20 protein-coding genes and 1 pseudogene are annotated in these 24,159 nt (G+C 67.5%); 3 read left to right on the forward strand and 18 right to left on the reverse strand.

The window, feature by feature from the left end; translation table 11 throughout:
- Positions 1–58: 58 nt before the first annotated feature.
- The 14 genes and pseudogenes from ING98_19095 to ING98_19160 form a co-directional block, all read right to left on the reverse strand.
- Positions 59–457 (reverse strand): annotated as a pseudogene (locus ING98_19095) (GNAT family N-acetyltransferase).
- Positions 458–480: 23 nt separating this feature from the next.
- Positions 481–1,602 (reverse strand): GTP-binding protein, encoded by a 1,122-nt coding sequence (locus tag ING98_19100; GenBank protein MCA3103980.1) that lies wholly within the window; start codon positions 1,600–1,602, stop codon positions 481–483.
- A gap of 10 nt (positions 1,603–1,612) precedes the next feature.
- Positions 1,613–2,803, reverse strand: coding sequence for a hypothetical protein (locus ING98_19105; GenBank protein MCA3103981.1), 1,191 nt, complete (start codon positions 2,801–2,803; stop codon positions 1,613–1,615).
- A gap of 575 nt (positions 2,804–3,378) precedes the next feature.
- Positions 3,379–3,927 (reverse strand): inorganic diphosphatase, encoded by a 549-nt coding sequence (gene ppa / locus ING98_19110; GenBank protein ID MCA3103982.1) that lies wholly within the window; start codon positions 3,925–3,927, stop codon positions 3,379–3,381.
- Positions 3,928–3,931: 4 nt separating this feature from the next.
- Entirely contained in the window at positions 3,932–4,120 is a 189-nt protein-coding gene (locus ING98_19115; GenBank protein ID MCA3103983.1) for a 2-hydroxymuconate tautomerase family protein, read from the reverse strand.
- 64 nt (positions 4,121–4,184) lie between these two features.
- Positions 4,185–5,213 carry a tripartite tricarboxylate transporter substrate binding protein gene (locus ING98_19120; protein MCA3103984.1) on the reverse strand — a complete coding sequence of 343 codons (1,029 nt, stop codon included), beginning with the start codon at positions 5,211–5,213 and terminating at the stop codon, positions 4,185–4,187.
- Positions 5,197–6,954: a gamma-glutamyltransferase gene (locus tag ING98_19125; protein ID MCA3103985.1), complete on the reverse strand. Its 1,758-nt coding sequence runs from the start codon at positions 6,952–6,954 to the stop codon at positions 5,197–5,199. Before ING98_19125 ends, ING98_19120 begins: the two co-directional genes overlap by 17 nt.
- A 37-nt stretch (positions 6,955–6,991) precedes the next feature.
- Positions 6,992–8,311, reverse strand: a complete 1,320-nt coding sequence (locus ING98_19130) for an aspartate aminotransferase family protein (protein MCA3103986.1) — start codon at positions 8,309–8,311, stop codon at positions 6,992–6,994.
- 88 nt (positions 8,312–8,399) lie between these two features.
- Complete coding sequence (locus ING98_19135; GenBank protein ID MCA3103987.1) at positions 8,400–9,395, reverse strand: tripartite tricarboxylate transporter substrate binding protein; 996 nt, start codon at positions 9,393–9,395, stop codon at positions 8,400–8,402.
- A gap of 29 nt (positions 9,396–9,424) precedes the next feature.
- Positions 9,425–10,270, reverse strand: a complete 846-nt coding sequence (locus ING98_19140; GenBank protein MCA3103988.1) for a polysaccharide deacetylase — start codon at positions 10,268–10,270, stop codon at positions 9,425–9,427.
- 95 nt (positions 10,271–10,365) lie between these two features.
- Entirely contained in the window at positions 10,366–11,358 is a 993-nt protein-coding gene (locus ING98_19145) for a tripartite tricarboxylate transporter substrate binding protein (GenBank protein ID MCA3103989.1), read from the reverse strand.
- A gap of 55 nt (positions 11,359–11,413) precedes the next feature.
- The gene (locus ING98_19150; protein MCA3103990.1) at positions 11,414–12,265 is read right to left on the reverse strand and encodes a tripartite tricarboxylate transporter substrate binding protein; all 852 of its coding nucleotides are present in this window, start codon (positions 12,263–12,265) and stop codon (positions 11,414–11,416) included.
- Between the two features lie 139 nt (positions 12,266–12,404).
- Complete coding sequence (locus ING98_19155) at positions 12,405–13,583, reverse strand: alpha-hydroxy-acid oxidizing protein (protein ID MCA3103991.1); 1,179 nt, start codon at positions 13,581–13,583, stop codon at positions 12,405–12,407.
- Positions 13,584–13,605: 22 nt separating this feature from the next.
- Positions 13,606–14,643: a tripartite tricarboxylate transporter substrate binding protein gene (locus tag ING98_19160; GenBank protein MCA3103992.1), complete on the reverse strand. Its 1,038-nt coding sequence runs from the start codon at positions 14,641–14,643 to the stop codon at positions 13,606–13,608.
- 153 nt (positions 14,644–14,796) lie between these two features.
- On the opposite strand from ING98_19160, the gene ING98_19165 reads away from it, so the two are divergent.
- A complete protein-coding gene (locus tag ING98_19165) occupies positions 14,797–15,858 on the forward strand; it encodes an isocitrate/isopropylmalate dehydrogenase family protein (GenBank protein MCA3103993.1) in 1,062 nt (353 codons plus the stop codon).
- A 35-nt stretch (positions 15,859–15,893) separates the two neighbouring features.
- Here ING98_19165 and ING98_19170 read toward each other — a convergent pair whose 3' ends face one another.
- From ING98_19170 to ING98_19185, 4 genes are read right to left on the reverse strand one after another with little or no spacing between them, the layout of a single operon-like run.
- The gene (locus ING98_19170) at positions 15,894–17,225 is read right to left on the reverse strand and encodes an aspartate aminotransferase family protein (GenBank protein MCA3103994.1); all 1,332 of its coding nucleotides are present in this window, start codon (positions 17,223–17,225) and stop codon (positions 15,894–15,896) included.
- A 10-nt stretch (positions 17,226–17,235) separates the two neighbouring features.
- Positions 17,236–18,417, reverse strand: a complete 1,182-nt coding sequence (locus ING98_19175; GenBank protein MCA3103995.1) for an amidohydrolase — start codon at positions 18,415–18,417, stop codon at positions 17,236–17,238.
- An 11-nt stretch (positions 18,418–18,428) separates the two neighbouring features.
- A complete protein-coding gene (locus ING98_19180; GenBank protein MCA3103996.1) occupies positions 18,429–19,958 on the reverse strand; it encodes a methylmalonyl-CoA carboxyltransferase in 1,530 nt (509 codons plus the stop codon).
- Positions 19,959–19,960: 2 nt separating this feature from the next.
- Positions 19,961–21,112, reverse strand: coding sequence for a mandelate racemase/muconate lactonizing enzyme family protein (locus tag ING98_19185; GenBank protein MCA3103997.1), 1,152 nt, complete (start codon positions 21,110–21,112; stop codon positions 19,961–19,963).
- Between the two features lie 1,055 nt (positions 21,113–22,167).
- Here ING98_19185 and ING98_19190 point away from each other — a divergent pair.
- On the forward strand, positions 22,168–23,172 hold the full coding sequence (locus ING98_19190) for an alpha/beta fold hydrolase (GenBank protein MCA3103998.1): 1,005 nt from the start codon (positions 22,168–22,170) through the stop codon (positions 23,170–23,172).
- Positions 23,169–24,140, forward strand: coding sequence for a tripartite tricarboxylate transporter substrate binding protein (locus ING98_19195; protein MCA3103999.1), 972 nt, complete (start codon positions 23,169–23,171; stop codon positions 24,138–24,140). The genes ING98_19190 and ING98_19195 overlap by 4 nt, the downstream gene beginning before the upstream one ends.
- The last annotated feature ends 19 nt before the right edge of the window (positions 24,141–24,159 follow it).

Raw genomic sequence — 24,159 nt, forward strand, 5'->3', positions numbered from 1 at the left:
TGACTTTGGGGTCTGACCCCGGGGTCTGACCCCGGGGTCAGACCCGGATTGTTTTCGCTCAGTTGCCGAGGCAGGTGCCGAGCGGCCGGCACTGCCGTCCGTCTGCGGCGAAGTTGTCCGACGCGAGCCAGCGCAGGTAACCGGCCTTCAGTACCGGCCACTCGTGGTCGAGCATCGCGAAACAGGCGTTGTCCCGGTTCTCGCCCTTGATCGCCATGTGCTGGCGGAACACGCCCTCGGGCTTGAAGCCGAAGTGCAGGGCCGCGCGCTTCGACGGCTCGTTGTGGTTGTCGTATTTCCACTTGTAGCGGCGATAGCCGAGTGCGTCGAACACGTACTGCGCGAACAGAAACTGCGCCTCGGTCGCGAGCGCGTCTCAGTGCACGGCATCGTCGACCGGCTCCAGGCGCACGTAGCGACCGTGGAGCGCGATGCGCTCCGGTGGCGGCCGAGGCAGCGGCTGGTCTCGCGGTGCCGCGCTCACGATGCCAGGGACGCGTCGGCTCCAGCCGGTACGGCGAGTGCCGAGGCCGCCGTCGCAAGGATCGCGCCGACCAGGTTCTCGATCATCGCGCGCGGGATGTTGCGCGTGATGAACACCAGCCGGCTGCGATGGTCGTCGCTCGGCCACGCATCGAGCGTGACCGGCGGATGAAACAGGTGCTGCACACCCTGCACCACCACCGGGCCGGGTTCACCCTCGATGTCGAGCAGGCCCTTCACCCGCAGCAGGTCGGGCCCGCGCAGCGAGGTCAGCACCTCCATCGCGACCGAGAATGTCTTCCACGAGAACGGCTTGTCGTAGTACAGACAGAACGAATCGACGCCCGCCGTATGCTGTCCCTTGGGCAGCTTGCGCGGCGGCGCACCGCCCACCAGCCGGCCACCAGGAATGGCAGAGGCCGCCCCCGCGCCCACGACCGGCGCGAACGATTCGCTGCCCAGCCAGTTCTCGATCGCCTTCTCTGACGCCTCGCGATGGCGCACGCCGACATCGACCAGGAACGAGGGATCGAGGTCGCCCATCACGCAGCGGACGATCGCCGCATGCGGGTTGAGTTCGCGCAGCCGTGCTTCCAGCCGTTCGACCTCGGCCGGGTCGGCCAGGTCGGTCTTGGTGATCACCAGCCGGTCGGCCACGGCGGCCTGCTTGACCGGCTCTTCCAGCGTGTCGAGCTGTTCGTTGCCGTTGACCGCATCGACCAGCGTGATGATCGCGTCGAGCGTATAGGTGTTGCACACCGAGGTGTCGGTGATCATCGTGTGGATCACCGGCGCCGGATCGGCCAGGCCGGTGGTCTCGATCACCACCCGGTTGAAGTCGATCGTCTCGCCGTTACGGCGCTTCATCCACAGATCGACCAGGGTCTCCTGCAGGTCGCCGCGCACCCGGCAGCACAGGCAGCCGTTGTCGAGCACCATCATCTGCTCGCTCGAGGTCTGCACCAGGTCGTGGTCTATCGACTGTTCGCCGAACTCGTTGATGATCACCGCGACCCGGTTCATCCCCGGATGACGCAGCAGCTTGCCCAGCAGCGTGGTCTTGCCGCTGCCGAGGAAACCGGTGATCACCGACACCGGTATCTTCGCCGCTGCGTTCATGCCGCCGCTCCTAGAACGTCGTCTCGAGGATGTAGATGCCACCGGCGAGCCGGTCGACCGTGTAGACCAGCCGGTTCTCGTCGACCCAGATGTCGTTCATCTGCGCGGCACCGGCCGGCGACAGCGCCGGGGCAGCCGGTACGTAGTAGCCGATCTCCTGGGGCTGATACGGGTTCTTCGTGTCGTAGATGCGCACGCCGCCGTTGAACATCGCGCAGTAGATGATCTCTTCGGAGCAGTGCGAGGTCTCTACCGGGACGTTGTCGTGCACGTTGTGCGCGCCGAAGCGGCCGCCGCGCTTGCTGAACGTCTCGACCGGCGGCATCGGCAGCGTGCTGATCGAGGTCGGGTAGCGCTCGTCCTTCACGTCGAGCATGTACACCAGCATCGGCCAGTCCTTTGCGCCGTCCACGGTGCTCTCGTCGCTCATCACCATCAGGTCGCGGCTGAACAGCGGCATCAGCGAGTGGTGGAAGGACGGACGATGCGTCCAGCGCGACACCATCGTAGGCCTGGTGCGGTCGCTGATGTCGAGGATCACCGCGCCGTAGTCGATGTAGCCGAGGTAGGCGCGGTCGGGGCGCTGCGGCCACACGCAGGTGTTGTGCACCCGGTAACCGACGCGGCCAAGTTCCTTGCCGCCCGGCTCGGTACGCCACGTCTCATGGTCGCCCTTCTTCGTGCCTGGCGCCCACCAGCGGCCGACCTCGGTCGGTTTGGACAGGTTGCTCACGTCGATGATGCGGTAGATCTGGTCGTCGCGCGGGTCGTTGGGCTCGAAGTCTTCGGCACCCGAGGAGATGTGTACCGTCTGGCCGTCGACGAACCACACCATGTGCACGCCGCGCGAGTGCGGACCCGAGCAGTCGAAGAAACTGATCGACTTCGGCGCCTCCGGCTTGCTGATGTCGAACAGTTCGAAGCCGGCTGGCTTTGCACCGAGATCGCGGGTCTGGTAGGCCACGCACATCACGTCGCCCACCACGTCGAGCGAGTTCGAACGCACCCGCGAATGCGGGAGCTGGGTCTGGATCACCACCGTCGGCTTGCGCGGGTCGGTGACGTCGATGCCGGTGAAGTTGGTCGGCGCCGATTCGTGCGCGACCCAGAGGATGCGGCGGCCGTCGCGCGTCTTCTGGATGCTGATGCCCTCGCCGACGTTGCCGTTGCCGTTGAGTTCGTGCGCACCGAGCAGCTTCATGTTGAATGCCAGCTCACGGCTCGGTGACGAGCCCCCGCCCAGGTTGCCGCTGATCGCCATTGTCCTTACTCCCCCGGTTGACCTTCGTGAGGCGTGGAGTTTAGTCGATCGCGCCGCGGGGGGCAGGCACCAAAACGACGGGGGGGCCTTTCGGCCCCCCCGGGTTTGCCTGCATCACGTCAATCGCCGCGTCGCTCGCCATCAATCCGTTGTTTTGACTACTGTGACAACTGGGCGCGCTGCGTCTCACATGTTCGGCGCAACTGCGTGCACCTTCTTCTCTCCAACGACCTCCTCCTGCTGACCTTGCCTTCGGGTGCCCTGCCGTTGCGCTGGGAGGACGATGATTGCTGAGTCGCCCTGCACTTCGCCAGCGGTAGCCCCGAAGCGGAATGAATCCTACTCCCGGCATCCTGCGAAAACAATCTGTTTCCGTACGCGGTCACGCACCGGCAAGGGGCGAGAAACGGAATGCTGCGCAGCAGCGTTCAACACGAAACCATATTTCGTCTAGGCACCATCGTGTTCGTCATTGGTGTGCGTACGACTTTTAGTTGCGCCGCAGCAAGCCATACTCAGAATGCAGGCTTGCTCTTCGCCTCGTCGAATCGGCGCACACCGGCCGTGATCTCGGCCTTCGCCGCGTCGGAACCTTCCCAGCCGTCGATGCGCACCCACTTGCCGGGTTCCAGGTCCTTGTAGTGCTCGAAGAAGTGAGCGACCTGCGCAAGCACGAGGGGCGCGACGTCGGCTGGCTCACTGACCCCGGCATAGAGCGTGCAAACCTTGTCGATGGGCACGGCCAGAAGCTTGGTGTCTTCGCCGGCCTCGTCGGTCATCTTCAACATGCCTACCGGACGGCAGCGCACGACCACGCCGCTGATCAGCGGATACGGGCTCAGCACCAGCACATCGACCGGATCGCCATCGCCGCACAGCGTATGGGGTATGTAGCCGTAGTTGCACGGGTAGCGCATCGGCGTCGACATGAAGCGGTCGACGAACATCGCACCGGTCTCCTTGTCTACCTCGTACTTCACCGGATCCGAGTTCATCGGAATCTCGATGATCACGTTGAACTCTTCCGGAAGCTTCCTGCCGTAACCGACTCGATCGAGGTTCATCGGGTCACTTCTTCGCGGCCAGGGTCTGGCCGGCCACGCCCCACTGCGTGCGCGGGACTTCCTGGATGGTGATCCAGACCGAATCGGCGGGCACGCCGACGGTTTCGGTGAAGGCCTGAGTGACGCGCTCGATCAGCTGTGCCTTCTGTTCATCGGTACGGCCAGGGGCCATGTAGATCTGTGCGAGGGGCATATCGGTGGCTCCGCAGGGTTGGACTGCCCCGATTATCCCGCACCGCGACAGACTGCGCCGCAATCTACTCCGGCTTCGCCCCGGATTGCTTGACGATCTGCGACCAGGTAGCCGTCTCGCGCCGCAGCGCGGCGGCGAACTGCTCGGGCGTGCTGGCGATGACGTCGGCACCCTCGGACTCGAGACGGGCGCGCACGTCGGGCATCGCCACCACCTCCCGCAGATCGCGCCCGAGCCGGTCGACGATCGCGCGCGGCGTACCGGCACGAACCACGATACCCTGCAGGGCGTTGAGATCATAGCCCGGGAGCGTCTCTGCCATCGCAGGCACATCGGGCAGCATCCGGTTGCGCTGTGCGCTGGTGACGGCGATCGCGCGTATCTTGCCCGCCTTCATCTGCGGCGCAGCCGACAGCGCGGTGGTGAACAGCATCGTGATGCGCCCCCCGAGCAGGTCGGTGATCGCCGGCGGAATGCCCTTGTAGGGCACGTGGATCATGTCGATCTTCGCCATCGCGCGCAGTTGTTCGGCCGACAGGTGAGGCGCAGAACCTGCGCCGGGCGATGCGAAAGTCAGCTCGCCCGGTTTGGCGCGGGCGGCGGCCAGCAGGTCCTTCACCGTAAGGATCGGCGAGCTGGCGCTGACCACCACGATGTTCGGCTGGGCCGTGAGCTGGATCAGTGGCGTGAAGTCGCGCACCGGATCGTACGGGAGCTTGCCGTACAGGCTGGGGTTGATCGCGAATGTAGTCGTGATCAGCAGCAGCGTGTGGCCGTCGGGCGCTGCCTTGGCCGCGATCTCGGTGGCGACGATGGTCGCGGCACCGGGCCGGTTGTCGACGATGACCGGCTGCCCCCAACGCTCGGACAGGTGCTGGCCCATCTGGCGCGCGGTGAGCTCAATGCCGCCGCCGCCGGAGAACGGATTGATCATCCGCACCGGCCGCACGGGGAACGCCGGCTGGCCCGCGACCGGCTGGGCGGACACCGGCTGGGCAGCCACCGGCGCGGCCTGCCACAGCAGGGCGGCGCTGGCCGGCAGCACACAGGACACGAGGCGGCGGCGCACGGCCACCTTACCAGGCGAGCGCATAACCCTCGCGCCGGGGATCGGCCCCGGCATGCAGTTGCCCGCTCTCGTGGCGCATGATCGCGCAGACGGCCGCGGTCACCGCGGACCACCTGGGCCAGGTCTCGACATCATGGCCACGGCTGCGCATCGCCTCGAACACTTCGGGTGACAGGTCTGTCTCGAGCCCCAGCCGGCCGGGTCGATATTCGTGGGGTGCGAACGAATTGGGGAAGTTGTAGCTCGCGAAGCGTGGCGCCTCGACCGCCTGCTGCATCGTCATCCCGAACTCGACCACGTTCAGAAACACCTGCAGCATGCCCTGCGACTGCACGTCTCCGCCGGGGGTACCAAAGGCCATGAACAGTTCGCCGTCGCGGAAGGCAAGGGACGGATTGGGCGTCAGCCGGGGCCGCTTGCCGGGCCTCACCTCGGCCGCATGCCCCGGCTCGAGCCGCGACTGGCAGCCACGCCCGGAGATCGCCAGTCCGGTACCGGGGATGATCGGCGTATCGTACTGCGGATCGGACAGCGTGGCCGAGTACGCGTTGCCGTGGCGGTCGACGGTGCAGCCGTAGATGGTATCCATCGACATCTGCGCGGGGCTGCGCGTGACCGGATCCTTCGGCCCGGGAGATCCCGCCAGTGCGAACTCGCCCACAGGGCCAGGATCCGGCATCTTCGGGAACGCGTGCGCCGGGTCGATGCGCGCGCGCTGCAGTGCCGCGTAGGCATCGGAGAGCATCGTCGCCGATGGCACCGGTACGAACTTCGGATCGCTGACGTAGGCCTCGCGGTCGGCGAACGCGAGGTTGAGCGCGCCCGCGACGGTATGCACATAGTCGGGCGAATTGTGTCCGATCGCGCGCAGGTCGTAGCCGTCGAGGATCTTCAGCGACTCGAGCAGCACGATGCCCTGGCACCAGGCATCGCAGCTGTGCACCTGGTAGCCGCGGTAATCGACCCGCAGGCTGTCCTCGACCGGCACTTCCCAGGCCGCCATGTCGGAACGGCGCATGAAGCCGCCGTTCTCGACGTGGTACTTCTCGATCGCATCGGCGATCGGGCCGTCGTAGAAGAAGTCTCGCGCCGCACGCAGCTTGCGGTCGCGGTCGCCGCGCGCATGGCGCTCGGCCTCGATCATGCCGCCGATCGACTTCGCGAGATCGGTCTGGCGGATCACCTCGTTGTGCCGGAGCGCGCGATCGCCCGGCGCGTTGAACACCTTGTGGTTGTCCGGCCACCGGGCGTTCTGCTCGTAGACATACTCGAGGTTGCTGGCGAGCAGCGGAAATACCGCGAAGCCGTCGCGCGCCAGTTCCATCGCCGGTGTCGCCGCCTCCTCGAACGTGATGGTGCCCCAGCGCCGCAGCGCCTCGATATGCGTGCCGGGCGCGGCCGGGATCACGGTGCGCAACAGCCCCTCGGGCACGTGCTTGCCGTTGCCTGCCGCGATCAGCTTCCCGACATCGGTGGCGGCTGGCCAGTAGCCGAGCCCGGCCAGGCTCACCACGCGCCCCTCTTCCTTCAGGTAGATCAGCGTCGGCGCCACGCCGGCGAACGACACCATGTCGCACTGCAGGACGGCCAGCGCCATCGAGGCGGTCACGCCGGCATCGATCGCGTTGCCGCCACGGTCGAGCACGCGCATCGCGGCCAGCGAAGCCAGGTAATGACCGGTGGCGACCGCATGGTGGTTGCCGGTCAGGGTCGGCCGGGCGCTGATCGCGCCCACGGCCAGTTTACGTTCACGCTTCTGGGCCATGGACGCTCTGCGGGGAATGGAAATGCGTGCGGCCTGCTCAGTCGATCGTGCGCAGCACGTCGCCGAGGGTGTCGAAGATCTCGTCGAGGTGCGACTGTTCGACGATCAGCGGCGGCGACAGCGCGATGGTGTCGCCGGTGGTGCGCACCAGCACGCCACGCTCGAAGCACTTCACCATCGCCTCGTAGGCGCGTGCCCCCGGCTTGCCCTCGCGCGACTTCAGCTCGATCGCCGCGATCAGGCCGATGTTGCGCACGTCGATCACGTTCGGCAGCTCGCGCATGCCGTGCGCGGCATCGGCGATCGCCGAATGCATCGGCCGCGAGGCTTCGAACAGCCCGGTCTGCTCGTACAGTTCGAGCGTCGCCACCGCCGCCGCAGCGGCCACCGGATGCCCGGAATAGGTGTAGCCGTGGAACAGTTCGATCAGCCCTTCAGGGCCGTTCATCATCGCGTCGAAGATGAAGTCTTTCGCGATCACCGCGCCCATCGGGATGGTCGCATTGGTGATGCCCTTCGCGCAGCAGATCAGGTCGGGCGTCACGTTGAAGTACTGCGCGGCGAACGGCGTGCCGAGCCTGCCGAAGCCGGAGATGACCTCGTCGAAGATCAGCAGGATGCCGTGCTTGTCGCAGATGGCGCGCAGCGTCTCGAGGTAGCCCACCGGCGGCGGCAGCACGCCGGTGGAACCCGCCACCGGCTCGACGATCACCGCCGCGATGTTGGATGCGTCATGCAGCGCGACGAGGCGCTCGAGGTCTTCGGCCAGGTGCGAGCCCCATTTCGGCTGGCCGCGCGAGAACGCCGCCTCGCGCAGGTTGTGCGTGTGCGGCAGGTGGTCGATGCCGGGCAGCAGCTGGCCGCCGAACATCTTGCGGTTGAGCGGGATGCCGCCGACCGAGATGCCACCGAAACCGACACCGTGGTAGCCACGCTCGCGGCCGATGAACTTGGTGCGCGTACCCTCGCCGCGCGAGCGGTGGTAGGCCAGTGCGATCTTGAGCGCACTGTCGACCGATTCGGAGCCGGAGTTGGCGAAGAACACCTTGCTCATGCCGGCCGGGGCCAGCGCGGCGACCTTCTCGGCTGCCTTGAACGCCATCGGATGGCCCATCTGGAACGTCGGCGCGAAGTCGAGCGTGTCGAGCTGGGCCTTGATCGCCGAGACGATTTCGTCGCGATTGTGGCCGGCATTCACGCACCACAGGCCTGCGCATCCGTCGACCACCTTGCGGCCGTCGTCGGACGTGTAGTGCATGTCTTTCGCGGACACCAGCATGCGCGGCTTCGCCTTGAACTGGCGGTTCGCGGTGAAGGGCATCCAGAAATTGTCGAGGTTCAGGTGCGGGTCGTTCATCGTGGCTCCATCGGCGTCACCCTGCGCGGGCTGACATGTTAGCCGAAACAGCCCTTGTCCAAAAGGACAAGGGCGCGGTCAGCGGCACTCAGTTCAGCTTCAGACCGGTGGCCTTGATCAGCTTGCGCAGCGCGACGACATCCTCGGCCATCACGCGGCCGAGGTGCTCGGGCGTGCTGGTCTCGGTATCGACGCCCTGGCTGGACAGCTTCTCGCGCGTATCCGGGTTGTTGAGGATCTTGTTGAGTTCGGTATTCAGACGCATCACCACCGGGCGTGACGCACCGGCCGGCAGCACGAAGCCGAACCACGACTGGTAGCTGAAGCCAGGCACCGTCTCGTTGAACGCCGGGATGTCGGGCGCGGCCGTGGTACGTCTGGCACCGGTCACTCCGATCGCCCGGATGCGGCCCGCCTTCAGGTGCGGCAGGCCTCCGAGCAGCGGCATCACGGCAATGGGCACCTCGCCGGCGATCAGCGCCGGCACGGTGGCGCCGGCGCCCTTGTACGGCACATGGGTCATCTGGAACTTCGCCATCACCTGCAGCAATTCGGCCGCGATATGGTTCGGGCCACCGAAGCCGGACGAACCGTAATTGATCTTGCCCGGGTTCGCCTGCGCGTAGGCGATGAATTCCTTCGGGTTGCTCGCGGGGAACGAAGGAGTAGCGGCAAGCAGGGTCATCGAGATGCCGATCATGCCGACCGGGGCGAACGCCTTGATCGGGTCCCACGGGTACTTGTCGATCGCCGCCGCGATCGACACCACCGGTTGCGCCAGGTAGATCGTGTGCCCGTCGGGCGTGGCCTTGGCGGCAATCTCCATGCTCACCATGCCGCCAGCGCCGGGACGGCCGTCGACCACCACGCGCTCGCCGAGCGCGGTGCTCAGCTGGTCGCCAAGCACGCGGGCGATGGTGTCGGACACGCCCCCAGGCAGGAAGCCGGTGATGATGCGCAGCGGGCGATCCGGAAACTTCTGCGCCTGTGCGATCGTGGCGGCCGGCGCGAGCACCGCGATGCCTGCGATCCATGCGGCGAGCGTTGCGCGCGGCATCGGCCGCATCCGTCTGTTCCAGCCCATCGTCGACTCCTCGTTGCGTGCAGTGTGCATCAGGCGGGCGCGAACGGCGCCCGGTGGTCATAGGCGGCAGCCGCCTCTTCCATGGTCACGAAACGGGCCCCGCCGGCGGCGAGCGCGACCAGCAGCTTCTCGAGCGCAAGCATGCGATGGCCACGGCCGATCACGAACGGATGGAAGGTGTAGGTGAGCACGCCCCAGTCGCTGATCGAGCGCTGCATCCAGGTGAAATCGGCGATCCAGTTGTCGACCACCAGGTTGGCGTTGGAATTGCCCGGCAGCAGCGTCTGCGCGGTACGGATGAATTCGAACACCGGATAGTCGTCGAGAGACCACGAGATCGGCAGCTCGATCAGCCGGGTCGGCTTGCCGAACACCGCCGGCTGCTCGAGCTCGATGATGTCGCCCTGGCGGACGCGGTAGGGCGTGTAGTCGTCACCCATCATCGAGCTGTCGTAGCGGAAGCCATGGGCGAGCAGCAGTTCGACCGAATGCGGGGAAAGGTCCCAGGACGGTGATCGGTAGCCGCGCGCGTACTGCCCGGTCAGGCGCTTGATCGCCTCGTTGGCGCGCGCCAGGCCGGACGCTTCCTGCTCGCGGGTGAGCTGCGCCGGCGGCACGTGCGTCCAGCCGTGGTGCGCGATCTCGTGGCCGGCGTCGAACACCGCCTTGCACTGCACCGGATAGGTCTCGAGCGTGTGGCCGGGGATGCACCAGGTGCTGCGTACCTTGTGCTGGCGCAGCATCTCGAGGATGCGCGGCGCAGCCGCCGGCCCGAACTCGCCGCGCGAGATCGGCGAGGGCGAGGTCATGCCGCGCGAGATGAACCCCGACATGGCGTCGAAGTCGAAGGTAATGCAGACGAGAAGGTCGGCCATGCGTTCCGGGGCGACACGCGGTCGCGCGCTGAGTGGTGACGCTCAATACTTACCACAAAGAAGGGAGCGTGCCGCCCCCCCCTGCAACCGCCCTGCTACTCCACGCGGGCACCGGTGAGGGCGATCAGCTTGCCGTACTGGACGAAGTCGGACTTCAGCCGCGCCCCGAACTCCTCCGGCGTGCCACCCCAGGGGTCGAGCGCCTGCGCCGACAGCGTCGAGGCCACGTCCGGCAGCTTCAGCGCGCGGTTCACCTCCGCGTTGAGGCGGTCGATCACCGGCCGCGGCGCCGCCGCCGGCGCCATCAGTCCGATCCAGGGGCTCAGCTCGTAGCCGGGCACGCCCGATTCGGCGATGGTCGGCACGTCGGGCAGGGTCGGCGAGCGCCGCGCCGAGGCGACCCCGAGCGCGCGCAGGCGGCCGGTCTTGATGTGCGCGATCACCGATGCGATGGTCGCCAGCGAGGCCTGCGCCTCGCCGCCGAGCAGGCCGACCACCTGCGGGCCACCGCCCTTGTACGGCACATGAACCAGCTTCGTGCCGGTCATCGACCCGAACAGGGCCATCGACAGGTGCGGGATGCTGCCGTTGCCGGCGGTCGAATACATCAGCTGGTCAGGACGGGCACGTGCCAGTGCGACGAATTCCTTGACCGATTTCACCGGCAACGAAGGATGCACCACCAGCACGGCCGTCTGCGCAGTGAGCAGCGCAACTGGCGCGAAGTCGCGCAGCGTGTCGTACGGCAGCTTCTGGTAGAGATGGGCGTTGGCGACATGGGTCACCGACTGCACCAGCAGCGTGTAGCCGTCGGGCGCAGACTTGGCGACATGGTCGGTGCCGATGGTGCCGCCGGCGCCGCCCCGGTTGTCGATCACCACCGGCTGGCCGATCGTATCGGCCACGCGCAGCATCACGGTGCGCCCGGCGATGTCGTTGGCGCCGCCGGGCGGCCAGGGAATGACGACACGCAACGGCTTCGATGGAAAGGCCTGTTGTGCGAACGCAGCCGGCTGGCCGCACGTCCATGCGAGCACGCAACCCAGCGTGCCCAGGGCCGCGGGAACCACGGCGGCGATCGGTTTCATCTTGGTTTCTCCTCTGGATGCATCCGGCGCGGTCGATCGCCCCGGCGCCGTTGCTTCAGCGGCGCAGGCCGAGCCGCGTGGCCGTGGCGAGCGCAACTTCGTACTCCTGCTTCAGCGCTTCATGGAAACCGGCGGCGTCGAGCCAGGCGACGGTGGAACCCATCGCTTCGATCTCGCCGACGAATGCCGGGTCCTGCGCGAGGTCGCCGACGGTGGCGACCCACCGATCGACGATGCCGGCATCGAGCCCGGGCGGGCCGACGATACCGGTCCAGCCAAGCAGGTCGAAGCCGTGCAAGCCGCACTCGAGCGCCGTGGGCACGTCTGGCCAGGCAGCCGTGCGCCGATCGCCGCTGACCGCGAGCGCACGAAGCATTCCCGAGCGCAGCAGGTCTCCCATCTCGCCGACGTACTGGGCGGCAAGGTCGGTCCGCCCGTCGATCACTGCCTGCAGGATGGCGGCACCCCCATGGAAGGTGACACGACCGAGGTCGGCCAGCGCGATACCGCCGGAATCGAGCAACCGCGCGAGCGCGAGGATGGAGGCACCGCCAGTGCCCGAGGTGCCGATACGGTGGCTGGCCGGTGCCGCGCGCACCTGTGCCAGCAGGTCGGCGAGCGCCGTGCAAGGCGAATCGCCGCGCACCACCAAGGCAAGCGCGCTCGCGCTGACGCGCACGACCGGCAGCGGATCGTGCCATCGGTAGGGCAAGGTGCTGTCGATCGCCGGGTTCTGGGTCGCCTGTCCGGTCGCGCTCAGCATCATCGTCCGACCGTCGGGCGCTGCGCCCAGCAGTTCCAGCGTGCCGGTCGTGCCACCGCTGCCAGCGACATTGCGTACCTTCACCGGTACCGACCAGCGGCACTCCAGGTGGCGCGCCAGCACGCGCGCGGTGAGGTCCGTCACCCCATCCGCCGGGAACGGCACGATAAGGGAAATGGGGTCAGACCCGGATTTCACGTCGGAGCGCCAGACCCGCGGCCACCCAGCCAGCAAGCGCGAAGACCGTGTCTGACCTTGGTTCGAACACGCGACAGGCGTGGGATCAGGGCCGGGTTTCGCCGTGGCGAAGCGCTGCCTCGTACATCGGATAGGCGCTGGTCACGCTGCCGCTGGAGATCGGTGGCACCGAACGCACCGACCTCGGGGTGAGCTGGGCCAACGAGGTGACGCCCATCAGCCCCATCGCGCTGCGAATCTCGAGCTCGAGCAGTTCCAGCATGCGGATCACGCCCGGCTCGCCGGCCGCGGCCAGCGCCCAGCCGTGCAGCTTGCCGATGCCGACCGCCTTCGCGCCCAGCGCCACTGCCTTGACGATATCGGTGCCGCGCAGGATGCCGCCATCCATCAGCACCTCGGCGCGGCCGTCCACCGCCTCGGCCACCTCCGGCAGCACCTCGATGCTCGCCTGCGCATGGTCGAGCTGGCGTCCGCCATGGTTCGAGACGTAGACCACGTCGACGCCATGCTCGACGGCGAGCTTCGCGTCCTCGCCGGTAGCGATGCCCTTCAGGATCAGGGGCACGCCCATGCGCTCTTTCATCCAGAGCACGTAGTCCCAGGTGAGGCTCGCCTGGTGCGACGCATCGCCGCCACCCTCGCGCACCAGCTGGTGGTTGATCAGGTCGCGTTCGCGACGGCTGTAGTACGCGCGATCGACGGTCACGCACAGCGCGTCGTAGCCGAGTGACTTCGCCCGGTCGAGGATATCCCCTACCCAGACCTTGTCGCCGCGCACATACAGCTGGAAGATCAGCGGCTTGCCCGCTTCCTTCGCGATGACGTCCAGGCCCGGGCGGGCGGCGGTGCTGACGAAGCAGGGTACGTGCTTCTTCACCGCAGCGACGGCCACCGCAGCCGCGCCGCGCGGGTCGGCGTATTGCAGGTAGTTGCCGATCGGGGCGATGAACATCGGCACCGGCATCGGCTTGCCCAGCAGCGAAGTGGTGGTGTCGAGCTGGCGCACGTCGACCAGCACGCGCTGGCGCAATGCGAGGCTGTCCAGTGCCATGCGGTTGCGGCGCAGGGTCGCTTCGGAATCGGAACCGCCGGACAGCATGTCCCAGGTGCCCTGCGACAGATTGCGGCGGGCGGCCGCGACGATCTCCTGCAGCGTCGAGAAGCTCTGGGCGAGCGCATGCTGCGCGGCCAGGCGGGTGGCGTCGGCGACCTGCGCGGGGTCCTGGGCCTGCTTGGGGTCGATCGGCTTGACTGCAGCGCTCATGCTCTACTCCGTGGGGTATGGATTACTCGGGCGCGATGTTCGCTTCGCGCGCGACCTTCTGCCAGCGCGCGATCTCGCTGCGGTTGAACGCTTCGTACTCTTCGGGCGTGCTGCCGACAGGATCGGCACCCTGGTCGGCGAAGACCTTCTTCACGTCGGCCGAGCCGAGCGCGGCGCGGATCGACGCATGCACCCGATCGACGATCGGGCGCGGCGTGCCGGCAGGCCCGAGGATACCGAAGCCGCTCGACACCACGAAGCCCGGCAGGCCCGACTCTTCCATCGTCGGGACATCGGGGGCAGCGGACGAACGCCTGACGCCGGCCTGCCCGATCAGGCGCACCTTGCCGGAGCGCACGAACTGTATGACGGCAGGCAGGCTGGCGAACTGGAACTCGACCTGCCCCCCGATCAGGTCGACCAGCGCCGGACCTGCGCCCTTGTAGGGGACATGGGTGAACCGGACCTTGGCCGCGGAATTGAGCAGTTCGCCCGACAGGTGTCCGACGGTGCCCCGCCCGGCCGTCGAGTAGTTCACCTGGTCGGGCCGCTTGCGCCCGAGTGCGATCAGCTCCTTCACGTTGCGTACCGGCAGCGACGGATGGACGATCAGCGCCGTGGGCACGTCGGCCACCAGCGAGATCGGCTGGAAGTCCTTGACCGCATCGAACGGCAGCTTCTTGACCATCGCCGGGTTGATGACATGCGAGGCCGACACCATCAGCAGCGTGTAGCCGTCGGGCGTGGCCCGGGCGACGATCTCGCTGCCGATCACCCCGCCCGCGCCGCCGCGATTCTCGATCAGCACCTGCTGGCCAAGGGACTCGGCCATGCGCGGAGCGATCACCCGCGCGATGATGTCGGTGTTGCCCCCGGGCGCGAACGGCACGACCATCCGGACGGGCTTCGCCGGCCAGGCCTGACCCAACGCCACGCCCGGCAGCAGGCCGGCGAAGGCCGAGCAGGCGAGCGTCAGTGCAGCCGCGACATGCACGCCAGTGCGCTCGGCCGCTGCATTGCGGGCGGGCATCGGGCAGGACGATTTGGACAGCGTGTTCATGGTTCGGCTCCTCCAGCGGGTCAGGCGATTGCTCCGGCCATGCCGGATGTTGCGCGCCCTGCCGGTGCAGACGGAGGACGCTGTATTTCGCGTTCGATAGTAGCATCGGGCCCCCATCCAGCAGCGCCCGTGCGCACCCACACCGGAGGAATCATGCAGCTCAGGATCGCGATCCTCGAAGGCGACGACATCGGCCTCGAGGTAGTGCCGGAAGCCGTCAAGGTCATGAAGGCCGCCGCCACAAGGGCAGGCCTGGCAGTGGAGTGGCTGCCGCTGCCCATCGGCCGGGCCGGGCACGCATCGCATGGACATTCCATGCCGCAGTTCACGGTCGATTCACTGAAGACCGTCGATGGTTGGCTGCAAGGGCCGATCGGCCATAACGCCTACCCGCGCGGCGACGCCACCTGGATCAACCCGCCGCTGCGCAAGCTCTTCGAACTGTTCGCCAACGTCAAGCCAGTGAAGTCCTACCCGAACATCGCCTCCATCCACAAGGACGTGGACATCGTGTTCCTGCGCGAGGTGACCGAAGGCATGCAGTCGGGCAGCGTCACCTTCGCCGGCACCGGCGAGTTCCGCCCGAACGACGACATCACCATCGGCCATCGGGTGATCACCCGGAAGGGTTCGAACCGGGTCGCACGTGCCGCCTTCGAGATCGCACGTACGCGCAAGCGCAAGCGCGTCACCGCCGTGCACAAGGAGCCGATCTTCAGGCTGGCCTGCGGCATGTTCGCCGAGGAATGCCGCAAGGTCGCGCAGGAGTATCCGGACGTGTCCTTCGACGAGGTGCTGGTCGACGGCTTCGCGATGAAGCTGGTGATGAAGCCGCAGCCCTACGACGTGGTCGTCACCACCAACCAGTTCGGCGACATCCTGACCGACGAAGGCGCCGGCCTGGTCGGCGGCCTCGGCCTTGCCCCCGGACTTTGCATCGGTGCGCAGCAGGCAATGGCACAGGCCACCCACGGCTCCGCGCCGGACATCGCCGGCCAGAACATCGCGAACCCCTACGCGATGATCATGTCGGGAAAGATGCTGTTCGAATGGCTGGGACACCAGCGCGGGCTGCCGGAAGCGGTGGCGGCTGCAGCGGCGATCGACGCGGCGATGGACGCGGTGATCGCCGATGCCCGGGCGCTGACCGGGGACCTCGGCGGCAGCGGCAGCACCAGCGACATGGGCAATGCGGTGGCGGCAGCGATCGGCTGAAGCGAAGGCGCGGCGGCCTGCGTCCGGGGCCTGCGTCAGATGGGTGTCCGCACCGCCGCGTCCACCGCGGCCCGCAGCCGGCGCGCGATCTCGACCACCTCGTCGTCGTCGACGATGAACGGCGGGGCCAGCAGCACATGGTCGCCGTGTTCGCCGTCGATGGTGCCGCCCATCGAATACACGCAAAGCCCCTGGCGCATCGCCTCGGCCTTCACGCGTGCGTGCATGCGCCGCGCAGGCTCGAACGGTGCGTCGTCGGCCCGGTCGGCCACCAGTTCGATCGACCAGAACAGGCCGCGCCCACGCACGTCACCGACGTGCGCATGTTCGCGGAGCTGGTCGAGCAGCGCGGCCTGCAGCTTTTCGCCCTGCGCCCGCACCCGCGGCAGCAGCCTGTCGCGCTGCACGATCGTCTGCACCGCAAGCGCTGCGGCGCAGGCGACCGGATGGCCGATATAGGTGTGCCCGTGCGAGAACGAGCCGGAGCCTTCGAGGATCGGCCGGTAGACCTTCTCGCTCGCCAGCGTGGCGCCGATCGGCTGGTAACCGGCACCCAGCCCCTTGGCCACGACCATGATGTCGGGCACCACGCCCTCCTGCTCGCAGGCGTGCAGCGTGCCGGTGCGGCCCATGCCGCACATCACCTCGTCGAGCATAAGCAGCACGCCGTAGCGGTCGCAGACCGTGCGTACCTTCTCGAAGTAGCCGGGCACCGGCGGCACCGTGCCCGCGGTGGCACCGCCGACGGTCTCGGCAAGGAAGCCGATCACCGAGTCGGCCCCGAGCTTCAGGATCGCCTGCTCGAGTTCATCCGCGAGCCGCTGCCCGTAGGCCTCGTCGGATTCGCCGACGGGCCGGTAACGGTACGGGAAGCAGGGCGACACGTGCGTGACCGGCAGCAGGATCGGTTCGAACAGCCGACGCGCCGATTCGCGCTGCCCGACCGACATCGCGCCGAGCGTATTGCCGTGGTAGCTCTGCCGACGCGCGATGAAGTGCCTGCGTTGCGGCTGGCCGATCTCGACGAAGTACTGGCGCGCCATCTTCAGCGCGGCCTCGACCGCTTCGGATCCCCCGGACACGAAGTAGACGTGCTCGATGCCCGGCGGGGCGTGTTCGACGAGATGGTCGGCCAGCGCTTCTGCCGGCTCGCTGCTGAAGAAACTGGTGTGCGCATAGGCGAGCGCGCCGACCTGCTCGCGGATCGCCTCGACCACTTCGGGATGACCATGGCCCAGGCACGACACGGCAGCCCCGCCCGAGGCATCGAGGTAGCGACGTCCGTCATGGTCGACGATCCAGCAGCCATCGCCGGCCACGGCCACCGGCATCGTGCTGCGGCCGCTGCGCTGGATGATCCGGCTCATCGCAGAACGCTCAGCTGTCGAGCCCGAGCAGCGCGACTGCGTTGCCGCTGCGGATCATGTCCTTCGACGCCTCCGGCATGCCCGGCAGGTCGCGCAGCAGTTGGACGTCCTTCATCTTCATGCGGCCACCCGGATCGTCATGCGGATAGTCGGTCGCGAACAGGAATTGCGAAGCGCCAAGGAATTCAACGGCCTCGGCGAATCCGGGCTCTTCTGTCTCGATCGTGAAGAACAGGTTGGTGCGGAAGTAATGGCTGGCCGGCTTGCGGTTCTTCACCTCGTACACGTCGGCCGCGGTCAGCCGCTTGCCGGCCGAGGAGCGTTCGGTACCCGGCACGATCCGGCGATGGAAGCGCGCGGAGGCATCCTCGTCATCGTAGTTCAGCGGCGGCTTCTCGAGCGCGGCATCGAGCTTCTGCACCAGCGGCTGGATGAACGCGGTGCCGGCTTCCGTGTAGACGAACTTCAGGTCGGGATATTCGTCGAGCAGGCCGCTGGTCACCAGCGACACCAGGCTCAGGTGGCCTTCGGTCGGCGCGAACAGCTCCAGCCCGTCGGACTGGAAGAACATCAGGTTGCTCAGCCGGTGTCCATGCTGGATCGAATGCATCATCAGCGGCATCTTCAGCTGCGCGGCGCGCGCGAAGAACGGCCACAGTTCGCGGTGGCTGCCCAGCGTCTCCGAGAACGGATGCGCGGCCACCGGGAACACCTTGTCGATCGCGATCGCCTTGAAGCCGTTGGCATGCGCCCACTCGATCTCGGCGATGGCACCGTCCACGTCCTGCAGCGCGACCAGCGCGGCACCAATGATCCGGTCCGGCTCGGCACGCATCGCATCGAGGATCGACAGGTTGTACGAATGCGCCATCGCGGTGGCGAGCGGCGCATCGACCAGGTAGGAGAACAGCATTGCCGAGAACTGCGGCAGCACCAGTTCCCGGTCGATGCCCTGCCCGGCGAAGAACTGCGCGCGTTCCGGCCCGGGGTACATGCCGGGATAGCGGCAGCCCGAGCCCGGCGACGGCAGCGGCGTCGCGCCCGGCACTGGTGCCGGGGCCCCGGGGAACACGGTGCCGTTGATGAATCCGTCCGCATCCACCGTGAACCGCGGCGCCAGCGCCGCGAGCGGCCCGTCGATGCGCCCATAGCTGTCGCGCGGCAGGATATGCGTATCGCAGTCGATGATCATCGAAGCTGTCCTCAGTAGCTGGTCGGCCAGTTGGCGAGGCGATGCTGCCCAACGCCGCGCGTGAGCCGCGAACGGTGGACGTCGAGCATCGCCGTCAGCCAGCCACGGGTTTCGCGCGGATCGAGCACGGCATGCGCCTCGTACAACGAAGCCAGTCCCCATGCAGTGGTGTCGCGCACCAGCGAGTCGCTCATCGACTTCGTCGCCTCGGTGCTCTCGCCCTCGCGCGCCAGCACGCTGGCGCCGACCTTCGGGTCCATGAAACCGAGGTCGGCCGTCGGCCAGGCCGCGACCTCGTCGGAGTTGCGGCCGCCACCCATGTTCAGGTAGGCCTGGCCGTAGCTCTTGCGCACGATGATCGAGAGCTTCGGCACGGTGACAAGTGCAAGCGCGTTCATCCAGTTGATGATCTTGCCGGCCGCCCCGCGCTTCTCGCCTTCGAGCCCGATCAGGAAGCCCGGCTGGTCGACCATCAGGATGATCGGCACGTTGAACGAATCGCAGAACACCAGGAAGCTGGTCGCCTTGTTGCAGGCGTCGACGTCGATCGCGCCGCCCTTGAACATCGGGTTGTTGGCGATGATGCCGACGGTGCGTCCGTCGATGCGGGCGAGCGCGGTCATGATCGAGCGGCCGAACTTCGGCTTCATCTCGAACAGGCTGTCCACGTCGACGATCACCTCGGCCAGCTTGCGCGCGTCGTAGACCTTGGTGCGCAGTTCCGGGAGGATCTCGAGCAGGCGGCCCTGGTCATGGGCAGCCACCTTCGAGGCTTCCAGCACCGGTGGCGCCTCGTTGCAGTTCGAGGGCAGGTAGGACAGGAAGCGCTTCACCGTGTCGATCGCCTCGGCGTCGGTGTCGACCGCGACATCGACCAGCCCGGACACACCGGTCAGCAGCTTCCAGCCGCCGAGTTCCTCCGGATCGACCTCCTGGCTGATGGCAGAGGATGTCACCCGGTGGCTTGCCACCGCCATCAGCGCACCCTTGCGCATGACGACGAAATCGGACATGCAGCCATACCAGGTCGACGAGCCGAAGCAGGCGCCGAGTTGCGCCGATACCCACGGCGAGGTGCGGATGCGCTGGTACTCAGTCGGGTCCTGGCCGAGGATCGCGCGCCCGGCCGAGCCCATGCGGTCGGGGATGCGCGCACCCGCCGACTCGCCGAGGAACACCATCGGCAGTCCCTTGGCGTTGGCGATGTCCTTCACGTGCTTGATCTTCTTGCCGTTGATCTGGCTGCTCGAGGCACCCAGCACCGTGAAGTCGTTCGACACCACGCCCACGTCGCGGCCCTCGATGCGGCCGAAGCCCGCGACCTTGCCGTCGGCCGGCGTGCGCTCGCGGTCTTCGGCGCGGAACGAGGTCGCGAACAGGCCCGACTCGACGAAGCTGCCGTCGTCGAGCAGCAGGTCGAGGCGCGAGCGGGCATCGAGCACGCCCTGCGCCTTACGCTTCGCGAGCTTGTCCGGGCCGCCCATGCCAAGCGCCTTCGCGCGGCGGGCGGCCAGTTCCTCGAGCATCTTCTCGTGCGCCATGCTCACGGCCCCTCGTCCGACACCTGCGGCAGCTTGCGCATCTTGTAGACCTGCGCAGGGATTTCCTGCAGCGCCTTCTCGTCCATCTCGATGCCCAGGCCAGGCGCGGTGGACAGCTCGATGTAGCCGTTCTTCGGCTGCGGCGGGTTCAGGCAGATACGGTTGCCGAACTCGACGAACGGCAGGAAGTACTCGGTGATGATGAAGTTGGGCATCGTCGCCGAGGCATGCAGCGTCGAGGCGGTAGCCACCGTGGTCGAGTTGTAATTGTGCGGCGACATCGCCACCAGGAACGACTCGGCCATCGCGGCGATCTCCTTGAGTTCAAGGATGCCGCCGACGCAGGCCACGTCCGGGTTCAGGATGTCGGCCGCACGCTTCTCGAGCAGCGGCCGGAAGCCGGCCTTGGTGTAGGTGGCCTCGCCGATGCACACCGGGATGCCGATGTTGCGGCGGATCTCCGCGAGTTCGTCCGGGTACTCGGCCTGGCAGGACTCTTCCATCCAGTACATGTTGTACTCGGCCAGCCGCTTGTCGAGGCGGATCGCATGCATCGGCGCCAGGCGGCGGTGCTGGTCGATCAGCAGGTCGACATCCGGCCCGACCGCATCGCGGATCGCCTTGGTCACCGCCACCGCACGCTCTTCGTGCTCGCGCGGGATCCAGTTGCGCCAGGGCTTGGGCAGCGGATCGAACTTGAGCGCAGTCCAGCCGGCGGCGACGATCTTCTCGGCTGCGCGCGCATAGTCGGACGGCTGGTCCATGCCGTAGCTCCAGCCGTTGGCATAGACGCGGATCTTCTCGCGCACCCGGCCGCCGAGCAGGTTGTAGACGGGCTGGTTGCAGGCCTTGCCGACGATGTCCCAGAGCGCCTGCTCGATGCCGCTGATCGCGCAGAACACCTCGACCGAGCCGCGCCGGGCCGCGTAATCGTCGAACGCGAACTTCGTGAAGTGCTTGATGTCGAACGGGTTGCGCCCGATCAGGTAGGGCGACAGCGAATCGAGCTGCGCGCACACCGCCTTGTCGCGGTCGTACTGGGAGTAGGCCTCGCCCCAGCCGTGGATGCCTTCGTCGGTCTCGACCTTGACGAAGATGAGGTTCTTGCGCCAGCCCGGGTGGACCGCGTAATGCTTGATGCTGGTGATCTTCATTGCCTGTCCTCGCCAGTTGTGCGCCTCCGCGTGCCGCTGCGCGGCCGACGGGCGCTTGAAGCCCGGCGCCTTGGCGACACGGGACGATGCCGATAGTGCCAGACCAACGCCGAGGTTGCCGCAGCCGGTACATAATCTGACCGCGTCGGTCATGCCGGCGCGTAGACAGGGGATAGACAGATGGATTTCACCGGCATCGCATCGATCACCTACACGGCTGCAGACATGGCGGAGGCGAAACGCCTGTTCACCGACTGGGGATTGGCCAGGGTATCCGCGACGCGAACCCGGCTGGTGTTCGAGACGTCCGCCGGCAACCGCATCGAGGTGCGGGCGGAAGACACGCCCGGCCTGCCGCCCAGGCTCGAGGGCGGCTCTTCGTTCCGAGAGGTGGTGTTCGGCGTGGCGACCGCCGCCCGGCGCGATGCGATCGCCGCCGACCTGGCCCGAGACCGGGAAGTGACGCGCGATGCCGACGGCACCGTCCATTCCATCGACGATCTGGGCATCCACATCGGCATCCGTGTCTGGAAGCCGCGCAAGCCGGCGACCCGGCCGGCCACGGTCTGGAACCGTCCGGAGGGCCGCGCACGGGTGGACCGCGAGGCCACCGCCTGTCGTGACGGCGCGCGCCCGTCGAAGGTCGGCCACATCGTCTTCGCGGTCACCGACGTCAAGTGCGCCGAGGCGTTCTACCGGGATCGGCTCGGCTTCTGGCTGTCCGACCGCTATGTCGGCGGCGCCGGCGTGTTCCTGCGCTGGGCTAAACGCAGCGAGCACCACAACCTGTTCTTCATGAAGAGTCGCACCGGCAAGACCGATCTGCACCATGTCGCATTCGAGGTCGGCGACGTGCACGAGGTGTTCGGCGGCGGCCTGGCGTTCGCGCGGCAGGGCTGGAGCACCGAGATCGGGCCGGGCCGGCATCCGATCTCGTCGGCCTACTTCTGGTACTTCCGCAACCCGCTGGGCGGCGCGATCGAGTACTTCTGCGATCCGGACTACGTGACCGAGCGCTGGAAGCCGCGCAACTTCCGCGTCAATCGCTTCAGCGAATGGCACCTCCCGGCGGGCATCCCGCTCAAGGCCGACGGCCATGTCCGGCCGTCGCTGGCGGCGGTGAAGGCGATCGAAGCTGCCGGCGGTGCCACCGCCAGGCCTGCGGTCCCGGACTGAGGTCGCAGATGCCAGAGCAGTCCATACACTTCGATTCCGGCGGCCTGCGCCTGGCCGGCGTCGTGCGCACGCCCGACGTGCTCGGTTCCGGCGAGCGGCGTCCCGCCTTCCTGGTACTGCACGGCTTCGGCAGCCACAAGGGTGCCGGCAACGTGCTTGGCCCGTGCGCGGTGCTCGAATCGCTCGGCTACGTGACGCTGCGCTTCGACATGCGCGGCTGCGGCGAAAGCGAGGGCGTACGCGGCAACCTGATCTGCCTGGAGCAGGTCGAGGACACGCGCGCCGCGCTGACCTTCCTGGCCGGTCATCCAGGCGTGGACCCGGCGCGCATCGCGGTGGTCGGCTCCAGCTTCGGTGCGGCGGTCGCGGTCTACACCGCCGGCGTCGACGAGCGGGTCGCCGCAGTGATCTCCTCCGGCGGCTGGGGCCATGGCGAGATCAAGTTCCGCGGCCAGCATCCCGGCGACGAGGCCTGGGCGCGCTTCACCGCGATGCTGGCCGAAGGCCGCCGGCACCGCGAGCGCACCGGCGAATCGTTGATGGTGCCGCGGATGGACATCGTGCCGGTCCGCCACGGACTCACGCGCGAGATCCTGCCGGGCTCGCTGCAGTCGTTCACCGCCGAGACGGCACAGAGCATGTTCGATTTCCGCGCGGAAGACGTGGTCGATCGGATCGCGCCACGGCCGCTGCTGCTGCTGCACAGTTCGTTCGACACGGTGACGCCGACCGAACAGTCGCTGCGCATGTTCGCGCGCGCCAAGTCGCCGGTCGACCTGCACCTGTTCGGCGATACCGACCATTTCATGCTGGCCGAAGGCAACCAGCGCGTATGGAACGTCGTGCGCGACTGGCTGGGCCGCTACTTTCCGGTGACCTCATGAAGATTGCAATCCTCGCGGCGACGTGCGCCTGCGTACTGCTGGTCGCGGCCGGCCAATCCACGCCACTGCACGCACAAGACTATCCGGTACGTCCGATCCGGATGATGGTGCCCAACCCGCCGGGCGGCGTCACCGACGTGCTGGTGCGGCTGGTGGCGCCCAGGATGAGCGAGGCGCTCGGCCAGCCGATCGTGATCGAGAACCTGCCCGGCGCCGGCGGCGTTCCAGGCACCAACCTGGCGGCGAAGGCGACGCCGGACGGCCATACGCTGGCGGCGGTGTTCGACAGCTTCGCCACCAACCCGTTCCTGTACAACAACGTCCAGTACGATCCGCTGAAGGATTTCGTGCCGATCTCGCTGATGGCGCGCCAGCCACAGGTGCTGGTGGTGAGTTCGAAGGTGCCGGTGAAGAGCGTGGCCGACCTGGCGCGCTTCGCGAAGGGCACAGGTGGCATGACCTTCGCCGTGCCGGGGCTGGCAACGTCCAGCCGCTTCTCCACCGAACTGCTGAAGACCACCTTCGGCATCGACATCACGATCGTGCCCTACAAGGGCGGCGCCGCGGCCATCACCGACGTCATGGGCGGGCAGGTGCAGGCCATGATCGCGTCCATCGGACTGGTGCTGCCCCAGTTGCAGGGTGGCCGGCTTACCGCCCTCGCGGTGTCGTCATCGAAGCGCACGCCGCAGTTGCCCAACGTGCCGACGATCGCCGAGACCCATCCCGGTTTCGAGGCGCAGTCGTGGAGCGGCATGCTGGCGCCGGCGCGCACGCCGCGCCCGATCATCGAGCGCCTCAACAGCGTGCTGGTGAAGGCGCTGGCTGCGCCCGACGTCCGCGAGAAGATGGAAGCGCTGGGTACCGAACTGGTGGGCAGCACGCCGGCCCAGTTCGGCGACTGGCTGAAGGTCGAGACCACGCGCTGGGGCCGGATCATCCGCGAGCAGAAGATCACGCTGGAGTAGGTCGCCCGCGAACGCGACC

The organism is Rhodocyclaceae bacterium, from assembly GCA_020248265.1.
Lineage (GTDB): Bacteria > Pseudomonadota > Gammaproteobacteria > Burkholderiales > CAIKXV01 > CAIKXV01.